This is a genomic window from Verrucomicrobiales bacterium, from assembly GCA_016793885.1.
Classification (GTDB): Bacteria; Verrucomicrobiota; Verrucomicrobiia; order Limisphaerales; family UBA11320; genus UBA11320.
In genome coordinates this window covers 85,318-100,904 of record JAEUHE010000183.1, presented here as the reverse complement: position 1 = coordinate 100,904, position 15,587 = coordinate 85,318, and the positions used below count along the sequence as shown (strand labels likewise).

At 57.2% G+C, this 15,587-nt stretch carries 17 protein-coding genes and 1 tRNA gene; 7 read left to right on the top strand and 11 right to left on the bottom strand.

Translation table 11 applies throughout. The annotated features are described in order from the left end of the window. Positions 1-92, top strand: a tRNA-Ser gene (locus tag JNN07_21625). Here the strand turns inward: JNN07_21625 and JNN07_21620 are convergent. Continuing rightward, complete coding sequence (locus JNN07_21620) at positions 52-1,350, bottom strand: tyrosine-type recombinase/integrase (protein MBL9170350.1); 1,299 nt, start codon at positions 1,348-1,350, stop codon at positions 52-54. The genes JNN07_21625 and JNN07_21620 overlap by 41 nt on opposite strands. A 281-nt stretch (positions 1,351-1,631) precedes the next feature. Continuing rightward, positions 1,632-1,934, bottom strand: a complete 303-nt coding sequence (locus JNN07_21615) for a hypothetical protein (GenBank protein ID MBL9170349.1) — start codon at positions 1,932-1,934, stop codon at positions 1,632-1,634. Between the two features lie 139 nt (positions 1,935-2,073). On the opposite strand from JNN07_21615, the gene JNN07_21610 reads away from it, so the two are divergent. Next, positions 2,074-2,544: a hypothetical protein gene (locus JNN07_21610; GenBank protein MBL9170348.1), complete on the top strand. Its 471-nt coding sequence runs from the start codon at positions 2,074-2,076 to the stop codon at positions 2,542-2,544. Here JNN07_21610 and JNN07_21605 read toward each other — a convergent pair. After that, on the bottom strand, positions 2,541-3,833 hold the full coding sequence (locus tag JNN07_21605; protein MBL9170347.1) for a hypothetical protein: 1,293 nt from the start codon (positions 3,831-3,833) through the stop codon (positions 2,541-2,543). The genes JNN07_21610 and JNN07_21605 overlap by 4 nt on opposite strands. A gap of 132 nt (positions 3,834-3,965) precedes the next feature. After that, positions 3,966-4,190, bottom strand: a complete 225-nt coding sequence (locus tag JNN07_21600) for a hypothetical protein (protein MBL9170346.1) — start codon at positions 4,188-4,190, stop codon at positions 3,966-3,968. Positions 4,191-4,278: 88 nt separating this feature from the next. On the opposite strand from JNN07_21600, the gene JNN07_21595 reads away from it, so the two are divergent. Continuing rightward, on the top strand, positions 4,279-4,836 hold the full coding sequence (locus JNN07_21595) for a tyrosine-type recombinase/integrase (GenBank protein MBL9170345.1): 558 nt from the start codon (positions 4,279-4,281) through the stop codon (positions 4,834-4,836). Between the two features lie 282 nt (positions 4,837-5,118). On the opposite strand, the gene ltrA is transcribed toward JNN07_21595, so the two are convergent. Both ltrA and JNN07_21585 read right to left on the bottom strand, forming a co-directional pair. Next, entirely contained in the window at positions 5,119-6,363 is a 1,245-nt protein-coding gene (ltrA, locus tag JNN07_21590; GenBank protein ID MBL9170344.1) for a group II intron reverse transcriptase/maturase, read from the bottom strand. 637 nt (positions 6,364-7,000) lie between these two features. After that, positions 7,001-7,342 carry a hypothetical protein gene (locus JNN07_21585; GenBank protein ID MBL9170343.1) on the bottom strand — a complete coding sequence of 114 codons (342 nt, stop codon included), beginning with the start codon at positions 7,340-7,342 and terminating at the stop codon, positions 7,001-7,003. A 311-nt stretch (positions 7,343-7,653) separates the two neighbouring features. On the opposite strand from JNN07_21585, the gene JNN07_21580 reads away from it, so the two are divergent. After that, on the top strand, positions 7,654-8,001 hold the full coding sequence (locus JNN07_21580; GenBank protein ID MBL9170342.1) for a hypothetical protein: 348 nt from the start codon (positions 7,654-7,656) through the stop codon (positions 7,999-8,001). Beyond that, positions 7,998-9,326 (top strand): relaxase/mobilization nuclease domain-containing protein, encoded by a 1,329-nt coding sequence (locus JNN07_21575; protein MBL9170341.1) that lies wholly within the window; start codon positions 7,998-8,000, stop codon positions 9,324-9,326. Before JNN07_21580 ends, JNN07_21575 begins: the two co-directional genes overlap by 4 nt. Before the next feature lie 28 nt (positions 9,327-9,354). On the opposite strand, the gene JNN07_21570 is transcribed toward JNN07_21575, so the two are convergent. Genes JNN07_21570 through JNN07_21550 form a run of 5 tightly spaced genes read right to left on the bottom strand, consistent with a single transcriptional unit; the run spans position 9,355 to position 12,685 of the window. Beyond that, entirely contained in the window at positions 9,355-9,561 is a 207-nt protein-coding gene (locus JNN07_21570; GenBank protein ID MBL9170340.1) for a hypothetical protein, read from the bottom strand. A 4-nt stretch (positions 9,562-9,565) separates the two neighbouring features. After that, a complete protein-coding gene (locus tag JNN07_21565) occupies positions 9,566-10,132 on the bottom strand; it encodes an RNA polymerase sigma factor (GenBank protein ID MBL9170339.1) in 567 nt (188 codons plus the stop codon). 21 nt (positions 10,133-10,153) lie between these two features. After that, positions 10,154-10,438, bottom strand: coding sequence for a hypothetical protein (locus JNN07_21560; GenBank protein MBL9170338.1), 285 nt, complete (start codon positions 10,436-10,438; stop codon positions 10,154-10,156). Between the two features lie 13 nt (positions 10,439-10,451). Then, positions 10,452-11,159 (bottom strand): hypothetical protein, encoded by a 708-nt coding sequence (locus JNN07_21555; protein ID MBL9170337.1) that lies wholly within the window; start codon positions 11,157-11,159, stop codon positions 10,452-10,454. Continuing rightward, a complete protein-coding gene (locus JNN07_21550) occupies positions 11,156-12,685 on the bottom strand; it encodes a type IV secretory system conjugative DNA transfer family protein (protein MBL9170336.1) in 1,530 nt (509 codons plus the stop codon). The genes JNN07_21555 and JNN07_21550 overlap by 4 nt, the downstream gene beginning before the upstream one ends. 86 nt (positions 12,686-12,771) lie before the next feature. On the opposite strand from JNN07_21550, the gene JNN07_21545 reads away from it, so the two are divergent. Beyond that, positions 12,772-14,322, top strand: coding sequence for a helix-turn-helix transcriptional regulator (locus JNN07_21545; protein MBL9170335.1), 1,551 nt, complete (start codon positions 12,772-12,774; stop codon positions 14,320-14,322). Positions 14,323-14,415: 93 nt separating this feature from the next. Further along, a complete protein-coding gene (locus JNN07_21540) occupies positions 14,416-15,429 on the top strand; it encodes a hypothetical protein (protein MBL9170334.1) in 1,014 nt (337 codons plus the stop codon). Positions 15,430-15,587: the final 158 nt, after the last annotated feature.

Here is a 15,587-nt window from a genome sequence, read left to right as displayed (position 1 = left end):
GGAGAGATGGCTGAGTGGTCGAAAGCGACGGTTTGCTAAACCGTTATACCCTTAACCGGGTATCGGGGGTTCGAATCCCCCTCTCTCCGCCATTTTCCCTTTCGTGACAGGTTGCGTCAGAACGCGACTTTCGCCTTTATTTTCAGGGCTTCCAGCGACTTTTCCGCCCCCGTTTAACGTGCCAGCTTGTGCCCCGTTTTGACCCGCCGGGCCTGTTTTTTGTGTGTCTATGTGTGTGTCCGTGTGTGCAGCGGGAGCAGGGGCCTCGCCTTCCCAATCGAGTGAAGCGACCGCCGCGAAGGTCGGGAGCAGGGTCTCATCGGTGTAATTCAAAGCCGTTAGCTTCGGGTCTTGATGGCGCATCAGTTCTTGCGCGAGCCGTTGCGCGACCCCTTTCGCGGCCAGGCGCGTTCCGAAGGTTTTCCGTAAGGCATGGAAGTCCAGTTTGCGCCCCAGGGCGTCCACCGGCTCAATTCCCGCCCGCAGCAAATCCGCCTTGAACGTCCGGCTGATTCGCTTGCTCAGTTGAAAGACCGGCTGACCGTCCTTGTGATCCTTGGTCGCCTCGCGCAGTTCAGCCGCTAGGGCTGGGTGCAGTGGAATAGCACCCTCTTTCCTGTTCTTCGTCGTGGACGCGCGTGCCGCGACATAGGGGCGGGCGTCGTCCAGGTGCAAATCCAGTTTGACCATTGCCTTGAGTTCACCGAGGCGCAGGCCGGTGTAAATCGCCGCAAGATAGATCAAGCGGCGCTTCGGGGTCGTGACCTTGAAAAGCTCCTGCAACTCGTCCGGCGTAATCGCCCGGCGTTTCGCCTGACGGCCCCGGATGTCAACCTTGGAGACCTTCGCGAGCGGATTGCTCGCCATCCGCTCCTGAGCGACCATCCAGTTCAGGAAGGCCGACATGGAGTTCAGATACTCATTGAGCGTTTTCGCACTCAAATCCTTTTGCTTGCTCCGCCAGGACACAAACTTGTCAGAAGCGATGTCCCCGAGCTTATGAAAACCACAATCCGCAATCAGCTTTTCAACCCGGCTTTTGACGTGGCGGGTGTATTCCTTCGCCCGTCCGAGCGTTTCCAGGTCGGCGAGGAAATCAGTCAGGTGCGTGAGGGTGGACTTACCGACTGCCTGACGCTCTGACGCCGGGGCTGTCAGACCGGCCCGCTCGCGTTCCTTCTCCGCGATAATCTGCATCAGCTTGGTTTGCGCCACCTGCTTGTCAGGTGTGTCCAGCGTCACATCCGTTAAGGAGAATTCACCGTCCAGGCGGTAGCGTCCGCGATAGGTGCGTTGGACCTCAAGCTTGCCCTCGACGCGGCGCTTCGGTTTATAGACATACGCAATCATAAACTCAGACTCTTTGGGCTTTCAGTTTCTGGACGTAACCCGACAGGTCACTCTGAAACATTTTTGAGGACCTGCCAACCTTCACGGGAGGAGGGAGGTCGCCTTGTGCGATCAGGCGATAGAAACTCCGCAGCGAGACATCAAGCTTCGCTGCGGCGGCGGGCAGGGAGATCAATTGTTCGTTCGTGCTTTGTTCTATGGCTGGAGGTGTCATCACAAGAATGAACGTGACGCCCCATGCCGATTTCCGACTGAGTGCAGTCCGAATTACCGTTTCCTGCTTACGTCCTTGAACCTGGCGATATGTTCTTCAAAGCAAAATTGCCCGCCTTATTTTCCACACCTTGCCTTGAGCTCCTGTGCGAGCTGAATAGCGGATGCAGCGGCACGCTGCCGCCGAGGACCAGCGTTCGCGCTTCGGCTTGGGGCAATCCGCGCCGTTGCTGGAAGATTGCGGTTAATTGATCGGTGCGTTTCCGATAGTCGTGCCAGTCTTGATAACGGCGCGAAAGGCGAGGGAAACGAAACGGCAAGAAGCGAAAAACGCATCCGAAGTTGAAGCGCATTTTCTTGAATGTTTTCAAGGGCTTACGGCAAACACTTCATGTTGGATAATAATAATTATGACAATTCAACCCGCATTATTGGCAAGCCAATCAGCCGTTTACTCACGCCGGTTAAAGTGCTATCTGAGCCCAAGATTTCCTCACAGGAGCAACCCACATGACGGGCTTCGATTATCCGACGGCGGTCGCGCTAGTCTTTTCCTTCATCTCCATTTTCTTGGTGATCTTCCAGCTTCACGGCCACACCGAACAGCGGAAGATTGAATCCCTCATCCAGGTCTATGACATCAACCGCCAACTCTTGATGCTCGGGTTTTCGACGCCGGAACTTTTTGACATATTACAAGGCAGTCAAAACACCGACCCGGTTTGGGAGCGCCGCTACCTGCAACTCTGGCTCAATCAGATGGCGCTGATTAACGCCATTCAGGACCGGGGGCTGTTCTCCAGCGAACAGCGCGAGAGCCTGGAGCGCGACATGCGCGACTTCCTTGCACTCGATAGCATGCGGCGGCATTGGCAGTCCTACCGAAGCTACTATCCCGCCTCGTTCCAAACCTACATGGACTCGCTCCTCAAAACTTCTACCGGGGGCATCAAGGAAAAATCTGATAGCGCGCTGTGCTAATTCCGCCGTGACTTTTCCGAAGCCGACGGGATGTCAGCATAGGCATCCCTGAATTGAGAGCCAGCAACAACCGCCATACCTACAGCTTTATCAAGGCCAACGGGCCCGTAAATGCGGCCTTTTACCGCATAGCCTATGGCTGTGTAATCTCCTTCCGATGGCCCAACGAATGCCTTAGCCGGAATTCCACGCTTCGTAAAGTAAGCGGTTATTGTCCGGGCAATGTCCTCGCCTGTCAAACCACTTTCGTTCTGCTTGCCTTTGGAAACGATAATGCTCACAACCCGGTTGGTTTCGGAATACTCCCCGGCTTGCCTGATAAGTGTCGGTTTCTGTTCGGTCGTATCCGTGCTTGCAACTCCCGCCGGCGCCGTGTTCGCATTCGCCGGGGTGGAGGCGGCGGTAAAGGTCGCGGTGGCGGGCGCGGTGTTGGTGGCGGGCGCGGCGGTGCGGGTGCCGGTCAGCGGGCCGGTCACGGACAGGGGGCCCGAGGCGCTGAGCGGGCCGGATGTCGCCGGTGTGCTGCTGGCGGCAGGTTGTGTGTTTGCGGATGCGGTGATCAGTCTTAAAACCGGGCCGGAACTTGAAGGGGCGTCCGCGTCGAGCGGGCCGCTTGGTGGCACAGCGAAACCTGAGCCCGACGGGAAGTGGGCGCTATATGCGTCCCTGTATTGAGATCCAACACCGACAGCAGCTACTGCGGCCTTCCTAAGGCCAACGGGCCCATAAAGACGGCCTTTTACAAAAAACCCGATAGCGGTGTTGTCCGCTTCTGATGGTTCCACGAAGCCCTTAACGGGGATGCCGTTTTGGGTAAAATAATTGGCTATTGTTCTGGCAATATCATCTCCCGTCAAATTGCCTTCATTCTTCTTGCCTTTGAGCACGAAAAAGCTCACGACCTGATTGGTTTCGGAATAATCTCCTGCCTGCCTGATGATCGTGGGTTTGAACTCTTTCTCTGTTTCCGTTCTTGCAACTCCCGCCGGTGCCGTGTTCGCATTCGCCGGGGCGGAGGCGGCGGTAAAGGTCGCGGTGGCTTGCGCGGTGTTGGTGGCTGGCGCGGCGGTGCGGGTGCCGGTCAGCGGGCCCGAGGCGCTGAGCGGGCCGGATGTCGCCGGTGTGCTGCTGGCGGGTTGTTTGTTCGCGGATTCGGCGATCAGTCTGAAAAGCGGATTCGAATTTGAAGGGGCGTCCGCGTCGAGCGGGCCGCGGGGCTTTTCAGACTGTGCATGCGCGGATGCCGCCAGCAAAACAGCCAGCACGGTGGTTGCAAACGAGGGCTTCATTTCAAGTGTTTGAACGCAGGAGACACAATCTACCTTCAAATCATGCCTGCTGTTTACTTCCAACAGTTGCCATAATCAACCCGATATTGGAGGGAGGGCAGCAGAGCATGACTCCGCTGCCCCTTGAGCCGTTCATTCAATCATGACCTGAGCGGCGATGCGCTTCAGCGTTTTGAGCGGCATCTTTACGAAGCCCTCACCGGGCGTCAGCGGCACGGCTGACTTTTCCGCTTCGGTCAGCTCGTATCCCTGGATAATGGCGTGCCCGTCTTCGGTGATATGAGCCCCAGGGCAGGCCCCGTTGTTGCAGGCTTGGATGATTGGTCCGTGACCCCATAGGACGTATTTGATCTTCATAGGTTTTGGTGTTGATGACTGTTTGCTTTTGGTTTGTTAAACTTGAACCAGAATCCGTCATTTTGTTTCAAGGCGGGGAGGAAGGGGCATGTTTGACCGCCGGGGCAACCGCAAGTATCTGAACTGGCCGGAGCGGGAGGCGTTCCGCCGGGCGGTGAAACAGGACGATAATCCCTGTCGCCGCGCCTTTGGATTGACGCTGCTTTACACGGGCTGCCGGATCTCCGAAGGGATTGCGCTTACCGGCGGGCGGGTGGACTTTACCGAGCGAGCCTTGGTTTTTGAAACCTTGAAGCAACGAGAGCGCGGGCGCTATCGCGCCATCCCCATCCCTGACGCGCTGGTGGAGTTGTTACAGAGCATCCTGGCGGAGAAGATTTCCGATGGCCGGGTGTGGCCCTATTCACGCACAACAGCCTACCGGCTGATCAAACACTACATGGCAGAGGCGAACATCGAGGGCGTGAAGGCCTCGCCGAAGGGTTTACGGCATAGTTTTGCAATCGCGTGTATCTCGCGGGGAATTCCCCTGACCACAGTGCGCAAGTGGCTGGGCCATGCGCGACTGGAAACCACGGCGATTTACCTGGATGCAGGGGGCGATGAGGAGCGCGAATTAGCCAAACGATTGTGGCGGGAGGGCTAAAATCAACAGGGCTGAAAATCTGAATTCAGAACGTGAATCTAATTGCCACCGGCAAAAAGAGTGCGAGAATTTTCGCGTGAACCAGAATGACGGATTTTGGTTCATATCCACCGCACGCCACCATCACCCACTAGACGCCAATTGGCGAGCATTTTTGCCCATCTGTCATCCGCTGCAACCCACTTTTGCCCCACTACAATCTTTTGCGAATCGGGTAGGAGGCGGGGGGTTGCCCCCGCCGTCCTCCCACACCACCGGACGTACGGTTCCGTATCCGGCGGTTCATGACGACCGAAGCTTGCGCTTCAGAGTGTGCCACTGAACTTCCTCCATCAATGAGATCAACCCAAGTTTGCGGAAGTACGAGGTCGGAAGCGCGGCATTCAGATGCGAGGCTCCAGCATTCCACCACGGTCCACGGCCATTGAAGGCGCTGGCCCGGGCTCTTTCCCGATCCAGCCCCAAGGTGATCAGCCGCTTCCAGCGCGTCCGAGGTCGCTTCCATTTCCTCCATTCCATGCAACGAAGTTTCCTCCGTATCCACTGGTCGAGGTCCTCAAATACCGTCCTCGCTTCCGCGATGCTGTAGTAGCTGGACCAGCCCCGTAACTTCGGTGCCAGTCCACCCAGAAACGCTCCCAAGTTCCGGCCTCGCCCCTCGCGGAACTTCTGCCGAAGTGATTCCTTGAATCGCGTCACCGATTGCGGTGCCACCCGAACACGGCTCTCCTTCTGATTCGTGAACGAAAAGCCCAGGAACTTCCGCTTCCATGGGCGATCCACCGCACTCTTCGCCAGGTTGACCGTCAGTTTGAGTGTTTCCTTCAGAAACCGGGTCATCGAAGCCAGCACCCGCTCTCCGGCTGCCTGACTGCTCACGTACACGTTGCAATCATCGGCATACCGACAGAAAGCGTGTCCCCGCTTCTCCAGTTCCTGATCCAGATCATCCAGCAGAATATTGGAGAGCAATGGGGACAGCGGTCCTCCTTGCGGAGTGCCTTCAGTCCTTGGGCTCACCAGTCCCCCACTCATGATCCCGCTGGCCAGATAGCGGCGGATGAGTCTCAACAGACGTCGATCCTTCACCCGCCTCTCCACCCGGGCCATCAGCACATCGTGGTTCACACGGTCAAAGAACTTCTCCAAATCCATATCCACCACCCAGCGTTTGCCGGCGGTGATATGCCCTTGGGCCGCCTTGACCGCTTGGGCCGCACTTCGTCCGGGCCGAAACCCGTAACTGTGCACCGAGAACTCTGGCTCCCACAGGGGGCTGAGTATTTGATGAATCGCCTGTTGGATCAGACGGTCGAGGACCGTCGGTATCCCCAACATGCGGGTGCCTCCTCCAGCTTTCGGAATGTCCACCCGCCGCACGGGCTGGGGTTCATAGCTCCCTTTGAGGAGTTGCTCTTTTATGCCTGCCCAGTTCCCTCGCAGGTAGGCCCGCAGTTGCCCCACCTCCAGACCGTCGACTCCGGCGGCCCCCTGGTTGGCTTCCACAGCCTGCAAGGCTCTGAGCATGTTGTCTCGCCCGAGCATTCTTTCGATCAGCTCCGGCTCTCCAGGTTCGGATGGTTCCACCAACCCCGTTGGATTTGAACCGCGGCTCTGCCCTCCCCGTCGCCTCCGGCTCGGGCCATGCAGATCCACCTTGGGCATCTCAGCCCTCGCTTCTGGTTCTCCATCTCTCATCGCGGTCGTGACCTCTTACCTTGTCTTCATGTTCGATCCTTCAGTCGCAAGACGACCTACTACGATCTCGGCTGACTTCTCCGGCGTCTTCGTCACCGCCTTTCGACGGCACTAGCTTTATCGCAACGCCAGAGATCTCCCCGGGTAATGCGCACTTTCTTCCACACTTATGACCGTCGGATCTACGCCCGTGAGTTCCGGACAAGTTTCGGACTTTGAAGATCTTTGCCTTCTCATCCCTCACGTTCGCCTCGTATCCGCTTCCTGTTCGTCGATCCAGTGCTTTGCCTCCGGCTTCCTTCAGATCCCACCTCGCGGTGGACACCCTTGCCGTGCAGCTAACAGTTCCCCTTGTCGGGCCTGTCGGGGACTTGAACCCCTGAGAAAGTGCGCCCTGCCGGGCGCACAAAGAGAAATGCCGCAGGTGAAGCCTGCGGCACAATTTTTCTTAAAACCGATTTCCAGATTATCGCTCGCGATCGTCGCCTCGATCCCGCTGACGGGAACGACTGCGGACAGTTTCCTGCCCTTGCTGCCGACGCTCATCATAGTGCTTGTCCAGATACTCTTGCGGGGAGCGGCCAACTTGGTCGGTGAACCGATCTTCGATGGCACGCCGGGCGGCGGCATTGGAGATGCCCTGACCGGCAGCGAAACCAGCCGCCATATCGTTGAGCCGAAAACTGTATCGTCCGCGTTGGTCAATGGCCGCTTTAAGGCGATAGACCAATTCTTGGTCGGGGTGCAGTTCGGGGGCATTGCCGTTGCCGCGCTGTTGAGTGTTACCTGAGTTTTGCTTTTCGTTCATGGTGTTTGCTGTTGAGGTTTGCGTGACCGTCTTCAGGTAAGAGAACGTGCGGACGTTCGGAAATATCCGGGCGGGGACTCGCATTGGTTGTGGAAAAACGCGCCGCGCTACTTTTCAGCCTCGAATCACTCCGTTACGCTCGAAATTGCCGGATAGCAAGATGTCGTTTTTGTAAACAAAAACCATCTTGGCAAGGTGGGATAAATCCCCCCGTTGCATCCCCCCTGTTCCGGCCCCGCCTGTCCCGGGCGCTTCGGTCAAACCCGTGTCGCTCATCGTTCTTTCTCTTGCGTAACTCGCGTTACTTGCTCATGTCCAGACCGCGTAAATCGAGCGACACTCAGCATCCCCGCCAGGTCATCTTCCGATTGACCGAAGCGGAATACGCCGAATTGCAGGCGGTGGCCGAGCGCGCCGGTCTGCGCGTGAACGAATTCGCCCGGCGCATCACCCTACGGCGACACCAGCGGGTCGTGATTCACACGACGCGCCGTCTTGATCCGGCGTTCATCGCCCAGGTGCGAGCCGTGGGACTCAACCTGAACCAGCTCGTCCACAACGCGCACATCTTCGGGCACGTCTCCCCCAAGGTCAGTCAGCTCTGCGATGAAATCCGCCGGATGGTGCTGGCCGCTGCCGAAACCGAGGAGCGCGGATGATCTGTAAAATCACCGCAGGTGGCAGCAGCTTCAAAGGCGCATTCCAATATTACCTCCACGACAAAGGCCGGGCGACCCGGGAACGGGTCGCCTGGACGCATACCGAAAACCTCCTGACCGACGACCCCGACAAGGCGTGGAAGGTCATGGCCTACACCGCCAAGGAGGCCGACCGCCTGAAAGAAGCAACCAGCCAGAAGCGGACGGGCCGCAAACTGACCTTGCCCGTCTTCGCTTACAGTCTGGCATGGCACCCGGAGCAGCAGCCCGACCGGGAGCACATGCTCACGGCTGCCCGAAAGTCACTCGCCGATCTTGGACTGGCGGAGCATGAGGCCGTCATCGTCGCGCACCGCGACGAACCCCAAAAACATGTTCACGTCATCGTGAACCGGGTGCATCCCCTGACCGGACTGGCGGCGGGCTTGAGCAATTCCAAACTCAAGCTCAGTGACTTCGCCAGGGAATACGAACAGGAGCACGGCAAGGTCTATTGCCGCCAACGGGAAGCCAACCACCAGAAACGAACACAGGGGGAACGAACCGTGTATCGCAATCCACACATTGCCGCCGCCTGGGAACAGTCGGACAATGGCCGGGGCTTCGCCGCCGCCCTGCGCGATAAAGGCTACCAACTCGCACAGGGCCGCAAGCGGCTCGTCGTCATTGACCCCTATGGGCAGTCCATCAATCCCCTGCGGCACTTGGAAAATGTCCGCACCAAAGAGTTTAACAAGCGCCTCCAAGACCTTGAACCCGCTCGCCTTCCAGACGCTACCGCCGTAAGCCGGAAGGTGCAGGCAGATAATCGGCGACGCTACGAGCAAAGCCGTGAACACGACGAACAAATCGCCCGCCAGAAGAACCAGATGCAGAGCCGCCATGCGGAGCAGCGGGCGCAGACGTTCAATCGTTACGAAGACCGTCTCTCGCGGGAGAAAACCGAACTCGCCCAGCACTACCGTTTGGACGAACAACAGGCTGCGGTGGCGCAACAGCAGGCGAAGTCCAGGAATCCGGCGCTATGGAAAAAGCTGTTCGGCCTTGCTCGCAAAGACCAGATCAGGTTGGAGGAACTCGAATTGAATCTGCAAGACGCCCAGCGCCGGATGCAGGAGCGCCTGGGCCAGATCGAGGCCGAACGAACTGCCGCTCTTGCCAAGCTCCAGGAAAAACAGGAAGCCGAGAAACGGCTGACCGTGGAGCGGGCGGAACGCGCCCGCCCCACGGGTTATGTCAACGAGGAGGAACGCGAGCTGATGAAACAGTTCCTTCAGAGCAAACGCGCCGACCGCAGTCGCGGCGAGAGCAGTTTGGAGCTTTGACAAGCACCGCTCCGCTGCTGAGTGTTCATCAGCGTTCCCGCTCATCAGTCCTGTCCCTCCCGCGCCCTGTCATCCGAGTCTTGATCAGTTCCCGGTCGAGAAACTTTTGTTTCTCGGCCAGCAACGCTTCCTGAAGCTTCTGGCGCGTGCTGTCCAATGGCTTCCGGCCAAACAGCGAAATGATCCGGTCCGCCTCTTTCTGATTTCGATAAACGTGATTGTGATGTGGGTTCATAAGTTCATTGGTTTTGATTGAGGTAATTCATCAGGCGTTCCCGGCCCAAGGCGATCCAGTCGCCCACCGTGCTCGGTGGCACACCGGTTTGCGCCGCGATTTCCTGATAGGTGAATCCGTAGCGGCCATGCAGCCACAGGACTTCCTTTTGCGCCTCAGTGAGATCAATGCCGTGAAACTCCAGCCAGAAACTGGCTTTCATCCGCCCCTCCTCCGCATCCGAGAATGCGGCTTCACGAGAGACGTAAACCGGCCTGTCGTGGACTTCCTCCAAAGGCACTTCCGGACGGCGCTTTGCGGCCCGGTAGTGATCCACAAAAAGCTGATATGCTTTCCGGCGCAGCAGCGACAATGCGGTGATCTTTTCTTCCGGGAAGTTATGCAGGACATAACGCCAGAGCTCCTGCGCCAGGTCTTCCGAGTCCTGCCGATGTCGCGTGAGTTGGAAAAGGTAGTCCAGCAAATGCACGTGGTGCAGGTCCACCGCCGTCATGACCCGTTCCATCCGGCGCTCGAATTGTGCCTCCGCCGCGCCGGAAATTTGCGGAGGTCTTTCAATGAGTGTGTTCATATTTTTATTCGGGGGTTGTCGTCAAAAATTTGCCAGTTGCAGTCCCTTCCGGGCGCGTTCGCGCTGCGTCGCCAAACGCTCCCGGATATACTGAATCCGTTTCTCCACAGCTTCATTGGCATTCGCATGGGCTGTTGCCCCCATGCCTCCGCCCATTGAAAGCCGGAGTTCAGGGGTTCGCCGCTCGCGCTGCCGTTCCAACATTTCCAGTTCTGCCTTGCTGACCGCCTGCCGTGGCGGTCCCGGTTCTGGCGTGCGATTAAAAGCCCGCTTTAACTGCGGCGCGTTTGGTTTCCATTCGTTCATAAATCATGAGAGATCAGGCCATGCTCGGGCGGCTGCCGTATTGCAGCGGCGTTTGGCTGACATCCGCCGTTCGATTGCCGGTTTGCATTGCCCCGTAAATGCGTTGCAGCGTTAACACTAAAACGTCCGCCTTGTGCCCCAAGCCCGCCGGTTTGCGGTCAAAAATGTTCGCCAGGCGAATTGCTTTTGAACCACAGCGCAGCAGAACGACCTGGGATTTCTGGTATTCGTAAAACTGCATCGCCTTGGCTGGATTCTTTGGGTTCTGCGCCTTGCGCAGTTCGTTGCCAATGATCTCCTCCGCCGCTTTGGGATGCGGTTGCCGCTCGAACGCGATGCCGGGCGCAACAGGATACTTGGGGCGATAAACCCACCATCGGATTACCTGAATGTAATCCTTGGTGATGATGACCTTGAACCGGGCGCCGATGAAAAGCTCGCCCAACCACTGGCCCAAGGGGGTCGCGACGAAAGGCATCGGCAACAAGAACGGCAGGAGCGTGAGCGGATAGTATATCCAGACGGGAATCCCGAATTTTCGGAAATACGGCGTAATGGCATCGTCTTGCGCCATCAGCACCGCCGACAGGATTGCCCCAATGATAAAAGTCACCAGTGTCAACCCGAGGAAATAGACCCGCGCCCGAAAGGGCGGCAGATAACCGCCCACCCGCACGCACACGCCCTTGCGGATGGGATATTCTTTCAACCAGGCGTTCATGACCACCTCCGGTATTTGCCCGCGAAATGATGATGCTCAGGCAGCGTGGCGTCGTGATACACGACTCGTTGCAAAATCATCGGGTCTTTGCCTGCCAGCAAAACGAGTTGTCGCCGCTGCCGGTCGTCGCGGGCGAAGTAGCGCCCCACTTCTTCCGGCGTCAGCAGGGCTTGCACTTGTGTGTTAAAACTCTCGCCAGTGGCTCCGGCCATGTGTGCCCCGTGGGTCTGCTGACTGCGATGTTTAATAATCAGTGTGGTCTGCCCCAACTTTTTGCTGATGAATTCCAAAGTGAAGGGATCATTGTTTCCGAAGAAAATTTGCACCCCGCAATTGCCCAAGAAAGTTTGCCACGCTTTGCCGTAATGCGCCTCCAGTTGGGAGAGGTCTTGCACCACGCAGAACAGCTTGACGCCAAAGCCCGCGATTTGTGCGGCGGCAGTTTCAATCTGCGTCATGTGCCCGAGCGAGGGGAATTCATCTAGGTAGAACGCTACCGGACGACCTGTGCCCGTTTCATCCAGCGGCCCGCCCGGTCGCAGCCGCGTGTTCTCCATCGCTTCCAGTGCCAGATTGATGATAAGCCGAATCCATCGATTACATTTTCCCATCCGACCCGCCGCAAGACAGAGGAAGACCACGACGCCCGTCGGCAATCGCTTCAAATCCGGGAGATCGAAGTCATGCCGCACCAGCACCCGCCGCATTGCCGGATAATCCAAAAACTTTGTGTGCCGTTCCGCCGTCGAGATGATGGAATCCAGTTCCTTTTCCGTCTTGCCTGCCAGCGATACCGCAAAATCCTGAATCAACCCGTCCAACGCCTCGTTCCCCGCCATCTCGCATAACAAGCCTTCCAGCCCCCGCAGCGATTTTTCTCCCGGCATGGTCACGCCCCGCTTCAACAACCGGCGCACGGTGATCAAATGCCGCTTGTCTTCGTAAGAAGGAAAAGTGGCGACGTGCAGAATCAACCCCTCCAGCAAATTGACCGCCGACTCGTCCCAGTGAGGATCATTCTGACTCCGCTGGCTCACCAACCCGTCCGCGATCAATCCCGCATTTTCCACCATCGTTTCCGGGTCTTGAAGCACGGCTATGGGATTGAACGAGGCGTGAAATCGATGCACCCACGGAGCCGTGCGTTGAAACGGATCAAGCACATACACTTTCTGCCCCAGCTTCTCCGCCAGATATTCCCCGAAAATGCTCGCCAGTTCGCCTTTGGGATCATTGTAAATGGCGCTCCCGCCCAGCCCACAAAGGCCGTTCGGGATCAGGCTTGAAACTCCCTTGCCCGCCCGGCTTCCCGCGCACAGCAACACGTGCCGATTATCGTCCGTCCCGAGGAGTTGCCCATCAAGCGAACCCAACAACACCTTGCCAGTGGTGTGCCGGAGTTTTTCACTGCGCAAAATATCTTCCGGGGCTGCCCAAGCGCCCATCGGCAGAAAATGCTCATCCAGGCTGCGGCTCGTGACGCCACGCGGCACGTCCGCCAGAAGTGCGTGTGATATTGCTTTCATCGTGTTCCGGGTTGCCGAGGCTGGGCCAGCCCAATTAACCGGGCTGGCCCAGGCCGCGTTTCTAATTTGAGCCGTTGCACCCTGCGATGCAGAGCAGCACGATGACGACGACTGCGATAATGGCGAAGGTGCCCGGACCGCCCTTTTTCGGTTCCGCGCACTCTTCCCAAATTTCTCCAACTTTTTTCAACATAACTGTCCTTTCCGTTCGTGAGGGTCGGCCTGCGTTCGACCCTAAAGTTTGCTTCATCGCACAGGCGCGATGTCTTTACGACAGCGCAACGTTAAATCGGTGTTCCGAAACGGGCACCGATTCCGGACGGTTTTCGTTGCTACTGGAGGGGCCGCCAGTGTGCAACGGCTTGAACATTCCTTGCATATCCGACAGCATTGCGGCGATGCAGTTGCCAACGACAATCCTGACGCCGGAGGGCTGGCTGGACGGAGCATTGGTCAAACAATTTCGGCGGGCATTAAGAAAGTCCCAGCAGGATTTTGCCGCCGCTGCCCACCTGACGCGGGGCGCTATCAGTAAGATTGAGCGCGAAAAACCAAAGGAGCGACTCGCGCACACCGTTGACCTGCTCGTAAAATTTCTGGAAGCCAATAAAACGAAGCCTCCAAACAGCGCAACCAATCCCATCCGAAGATCACTTTCCGAATTGATTGCCTATCTGAAAGAGGACTGGTGGAGCTACCACTGGACGCGTGATGGTCAAGGCCAACCCATGTCGATGCGCAGCCGATGGCACATTGACGCGCAAGCTAATTGCACTATCACCCATGAGGGCACCGGACTGCGTTACCACGGCAGAGTGCAATTTGAGGGCGATGAGCGGGTAGTAGTGACTGTCCAGGCCGAGAACCAACTTGATGAACAAGTGGTCTGGCGCTTTGACCGCCCCATCAAAGAAACAAATCAAATTGTGGGCGGTTGGTTTGGGGTGGATTATGGGCGCAAAATTTGCAGCGGTTCATTTTGCCTATCTCGAAGAAAATTTGATACCCGCGCCGCCGAACAGTTTCTGGCGACCCTCGCTCCATTCGAGGTCCTTCCAACCAAACCAGCGCCTCAATTATTTTCGATGCTCGACGCTTGGGATGACGCGCAGGTTCGCGCCGCCATCGAATCGTCAGCGGACGGTGAAACCATTTCCGCCTTATCTACCTACTTCCCTCAAATCCGGCTGGAAGACGCCATTGAACTGCGGGCGGAACGCGCCGCCCGCGAAAGCAAGGGCAAGTCGATTTCCCTGAAAAAACAAGTATCGTTCAGAATTTGCCTGCTCGACCCCGCCTTGAGTGAAGTGCTGGCTGTTCGTGCCGCTCATCTCAATAAAGAAGTAAGTGCTGACTACATCAAAGAGCAGATTCTTACCCAATTGAGCATCTTTACCGAACTCAGTAAGAAGTATCGAAAGTTTGCTCGGATCGAGGTGCGCTTGTTCCGCGCTTGGCCCATGGCAACCTTTTTCCAAATCGGCAACCATGCCCTGTATTTCGGCCTGATCCTTGCCCACAAGCCTGCTTTCAAAGGCCCCATGTTCATCCTCCGTAATCCGGATTCCCGGGCCTGGAGAAAACTCAGCGACGACTTTCAAGTCGTCTTTGATAATGCGACGCCCCCACCTGAATGACCTCCTTGCAGTTATCGGCTCCTCGTTTCTAGCCTGTCCTGCCAGCCACTTGGCGACCTCCTATTCCCATAATTTGCAAAATCCCCCCGGCTCGTGCTAAAAGCTCGCGACGACTTTTGGTTCGATAGGAGCAACGCAGTGACCCACTTCCGGCGGGCGTTTCAGGCCGACTTCAAGAACACCAGCCCCCGCCAGCACAGCCGGGAGGCTTACGCACATCCAGAACGCATCGTCGGGAGCTTTGCCAACGAACGACGCCCCACCGATTGCCCCGTGCCTTCGGCCCTAGACCGCGCCGTTCTTGATTTGGTGCCGTTCTGGTTGCGACAGCATCAATCCGGACGACACGTTGCGTTTGGTGTGGGCCGACGTTGGTCAGCCTTGGGTAATACTTTCGCCGCCGCCGCCAGCTCGCTGCAACGCCTGTTTCCAGGAAGCCCCGTCGCCGACGGCGGCAGGGTTAGTGAATCCCGTGTCACTGATGAGGCGGCACTGGCCTACTATCATTGGAAGGTGCGGCGTAAGTTGTCGCCCTCCGCGATCACAAAAGCTGACAAAGACTTCAACCTGCGCGAGGCCCTTGGAGGTTTGGTGGCTTGGAACGATTGGCTGGGTCAATCGCTAGATTTCAAATGCCCAAAACTGTTGCTCGACCACTTCCACCGGCTAGAGCGCCATCTGGATTTACCACTGTTTGAGTTGACCGCTGCGAAGCAGATCAATCCCAACCAGTTGACTCTCTACGGTAACATTGCCTTGAGCAATGCCCGTCGTGTCATGTCAGGCATGGATATACCCTCTCGCACCTATCACGGTTTTGGTTATGCGCTTAAACGGGTATTTAACATGCACCAATTTGCAAATGGCGAACCTCCATCCAATCTTGACGGACGCTTCTTGCGTGATTTTGAACAGCATCTCGGTTTCAGGATATTTTCCCGCGAGCATCGGCGGATCAATACTGCCTCAGTTACGCCCCCTGGACGCGAATTGTTGAAATTGGCTCAAGTCGTTGTGGATGCAGAAAACGCGATGAAGGCCGCCATGAAATCCTATACTGCGATTAACGCGCCTCAGATTTCTATCCACCCCCATTTCATGGATTAGAACTTCCCGCCGACCTTGAAGAATCTCGCCACCGCCCAAGCCCCCTGATTTGCTTGGAGAAATTCGTCGTTGAAGCTCATCGGTCTCACTGTTTCAGGGCCACCCGGCGGCCTGTTTGATTGGCACGTGTAAAGTCCGCGCCGGGCCGCGCAATCAGA

Bases quoted from the DNA above. Each gene is read 5' to 3' on its own strand.
- JNN07_21620 (MBL9170350.1), bottom strand. From the start codon at position 1,350: ATGATTGCGTATGTCTATAAACCGAAGCGCCGCGTCGAGGGCAAGCTT.
- JNN07_21610 (MBL9170348.1), top strand. From the start codon at position 2,074: ATGACGGGCTTCGATTATCCGACGGCGGTCGCGCTAGTCTTTTCCTTC.
- JNN07_21605 (MBL9170347.1), bottom strand. From the start codon at position 3,833: ATGAAGCCCTCGTTTGCAACCACCGTGCTGGCTGTTTTGCTGGCGGCA.
- JNN07_21600 (MBL9170346.1), bottom strand. From the start codon at position 4,190: ATGAAGATCAAATACGTCCTATGGGGTCACGGACCAATCATCCAAGCC.
- JNN07_21595 (MBL9170345.1), top strand. From the start codon at position 4,279: ATGTTTGACCGCCGGGGCAACCGCAAGTATCTGAACTGGCCGGAGCGG.
- ltrA (MBL9170344.1), bottom strand. From the start codon at position 6,363: ATGCTCAGAGCCTTGCAGGCTGTGGAAGCCAACCAGGGGGCCGCCGGA.
- JNN07_21585 (MBL9170343.1), bottom strand. From the start codon at position 7,342: ATGAACGAAAAGCAAAACTCAGGTAACACTCAACAGCGCGGCAACGGC.
- JNN07_21580 (MBL9170342.1), top strand. From the start codon at position 7,654: ATGTCCAGACCGCGTAAATCGAGCGACACTCAGCATCCCCGCCAGGTC.
- JNN07_21575 (MBL9170341.1), top strand. From the start codon at position 7,998: ATGATCTGTAAAATCACCGCAGGTGGCAGCAGCTTCAAAGGCGCATTC.
- JNN07_21570 (MBL9170340.1), bottom strand. From the start codon at position 9,561: ATGAACCCACATCACAATCACGTTTATCGAAATCAGAAAGAGGCGGAC.
- JNN07_21565 (MBL9170339.1), bottom strand. From the start codon at position 10,132: ATGAACACACTCATTGAAAGACCTCCGCAAATTTCCGGCGCGGCGGAG.
- JNN07_21560 (MBL9170338.1), bottom strand. From the start codon at position 10,438: ATGAACGAATGGAAACCAAACGCGCCGCAGTTAAAGCGGGCTTTTAAT.
- JNN07_21555 (MBL9170337.1), bottom strand. From the start codon at position 11,159: ATGAACGCCTGGTTGAAAGAATATCCCATCCGCAAGGGCGTGTGCGTG.
- JNN07_21550 (MBL9170336.1), bottom strand. From the start codon at position 12,685: ATGAAAGCAATATCACACGCACTTCTGGCGGACGTGCCGCGTGGCGTC.
- JNN07_21545 (MBL9170335.1), top strand. From the start codon at position 12,772: ATGCAGAGCAGCACGATGACGACGACTGCGATAATGGCGAAGGTGCCC.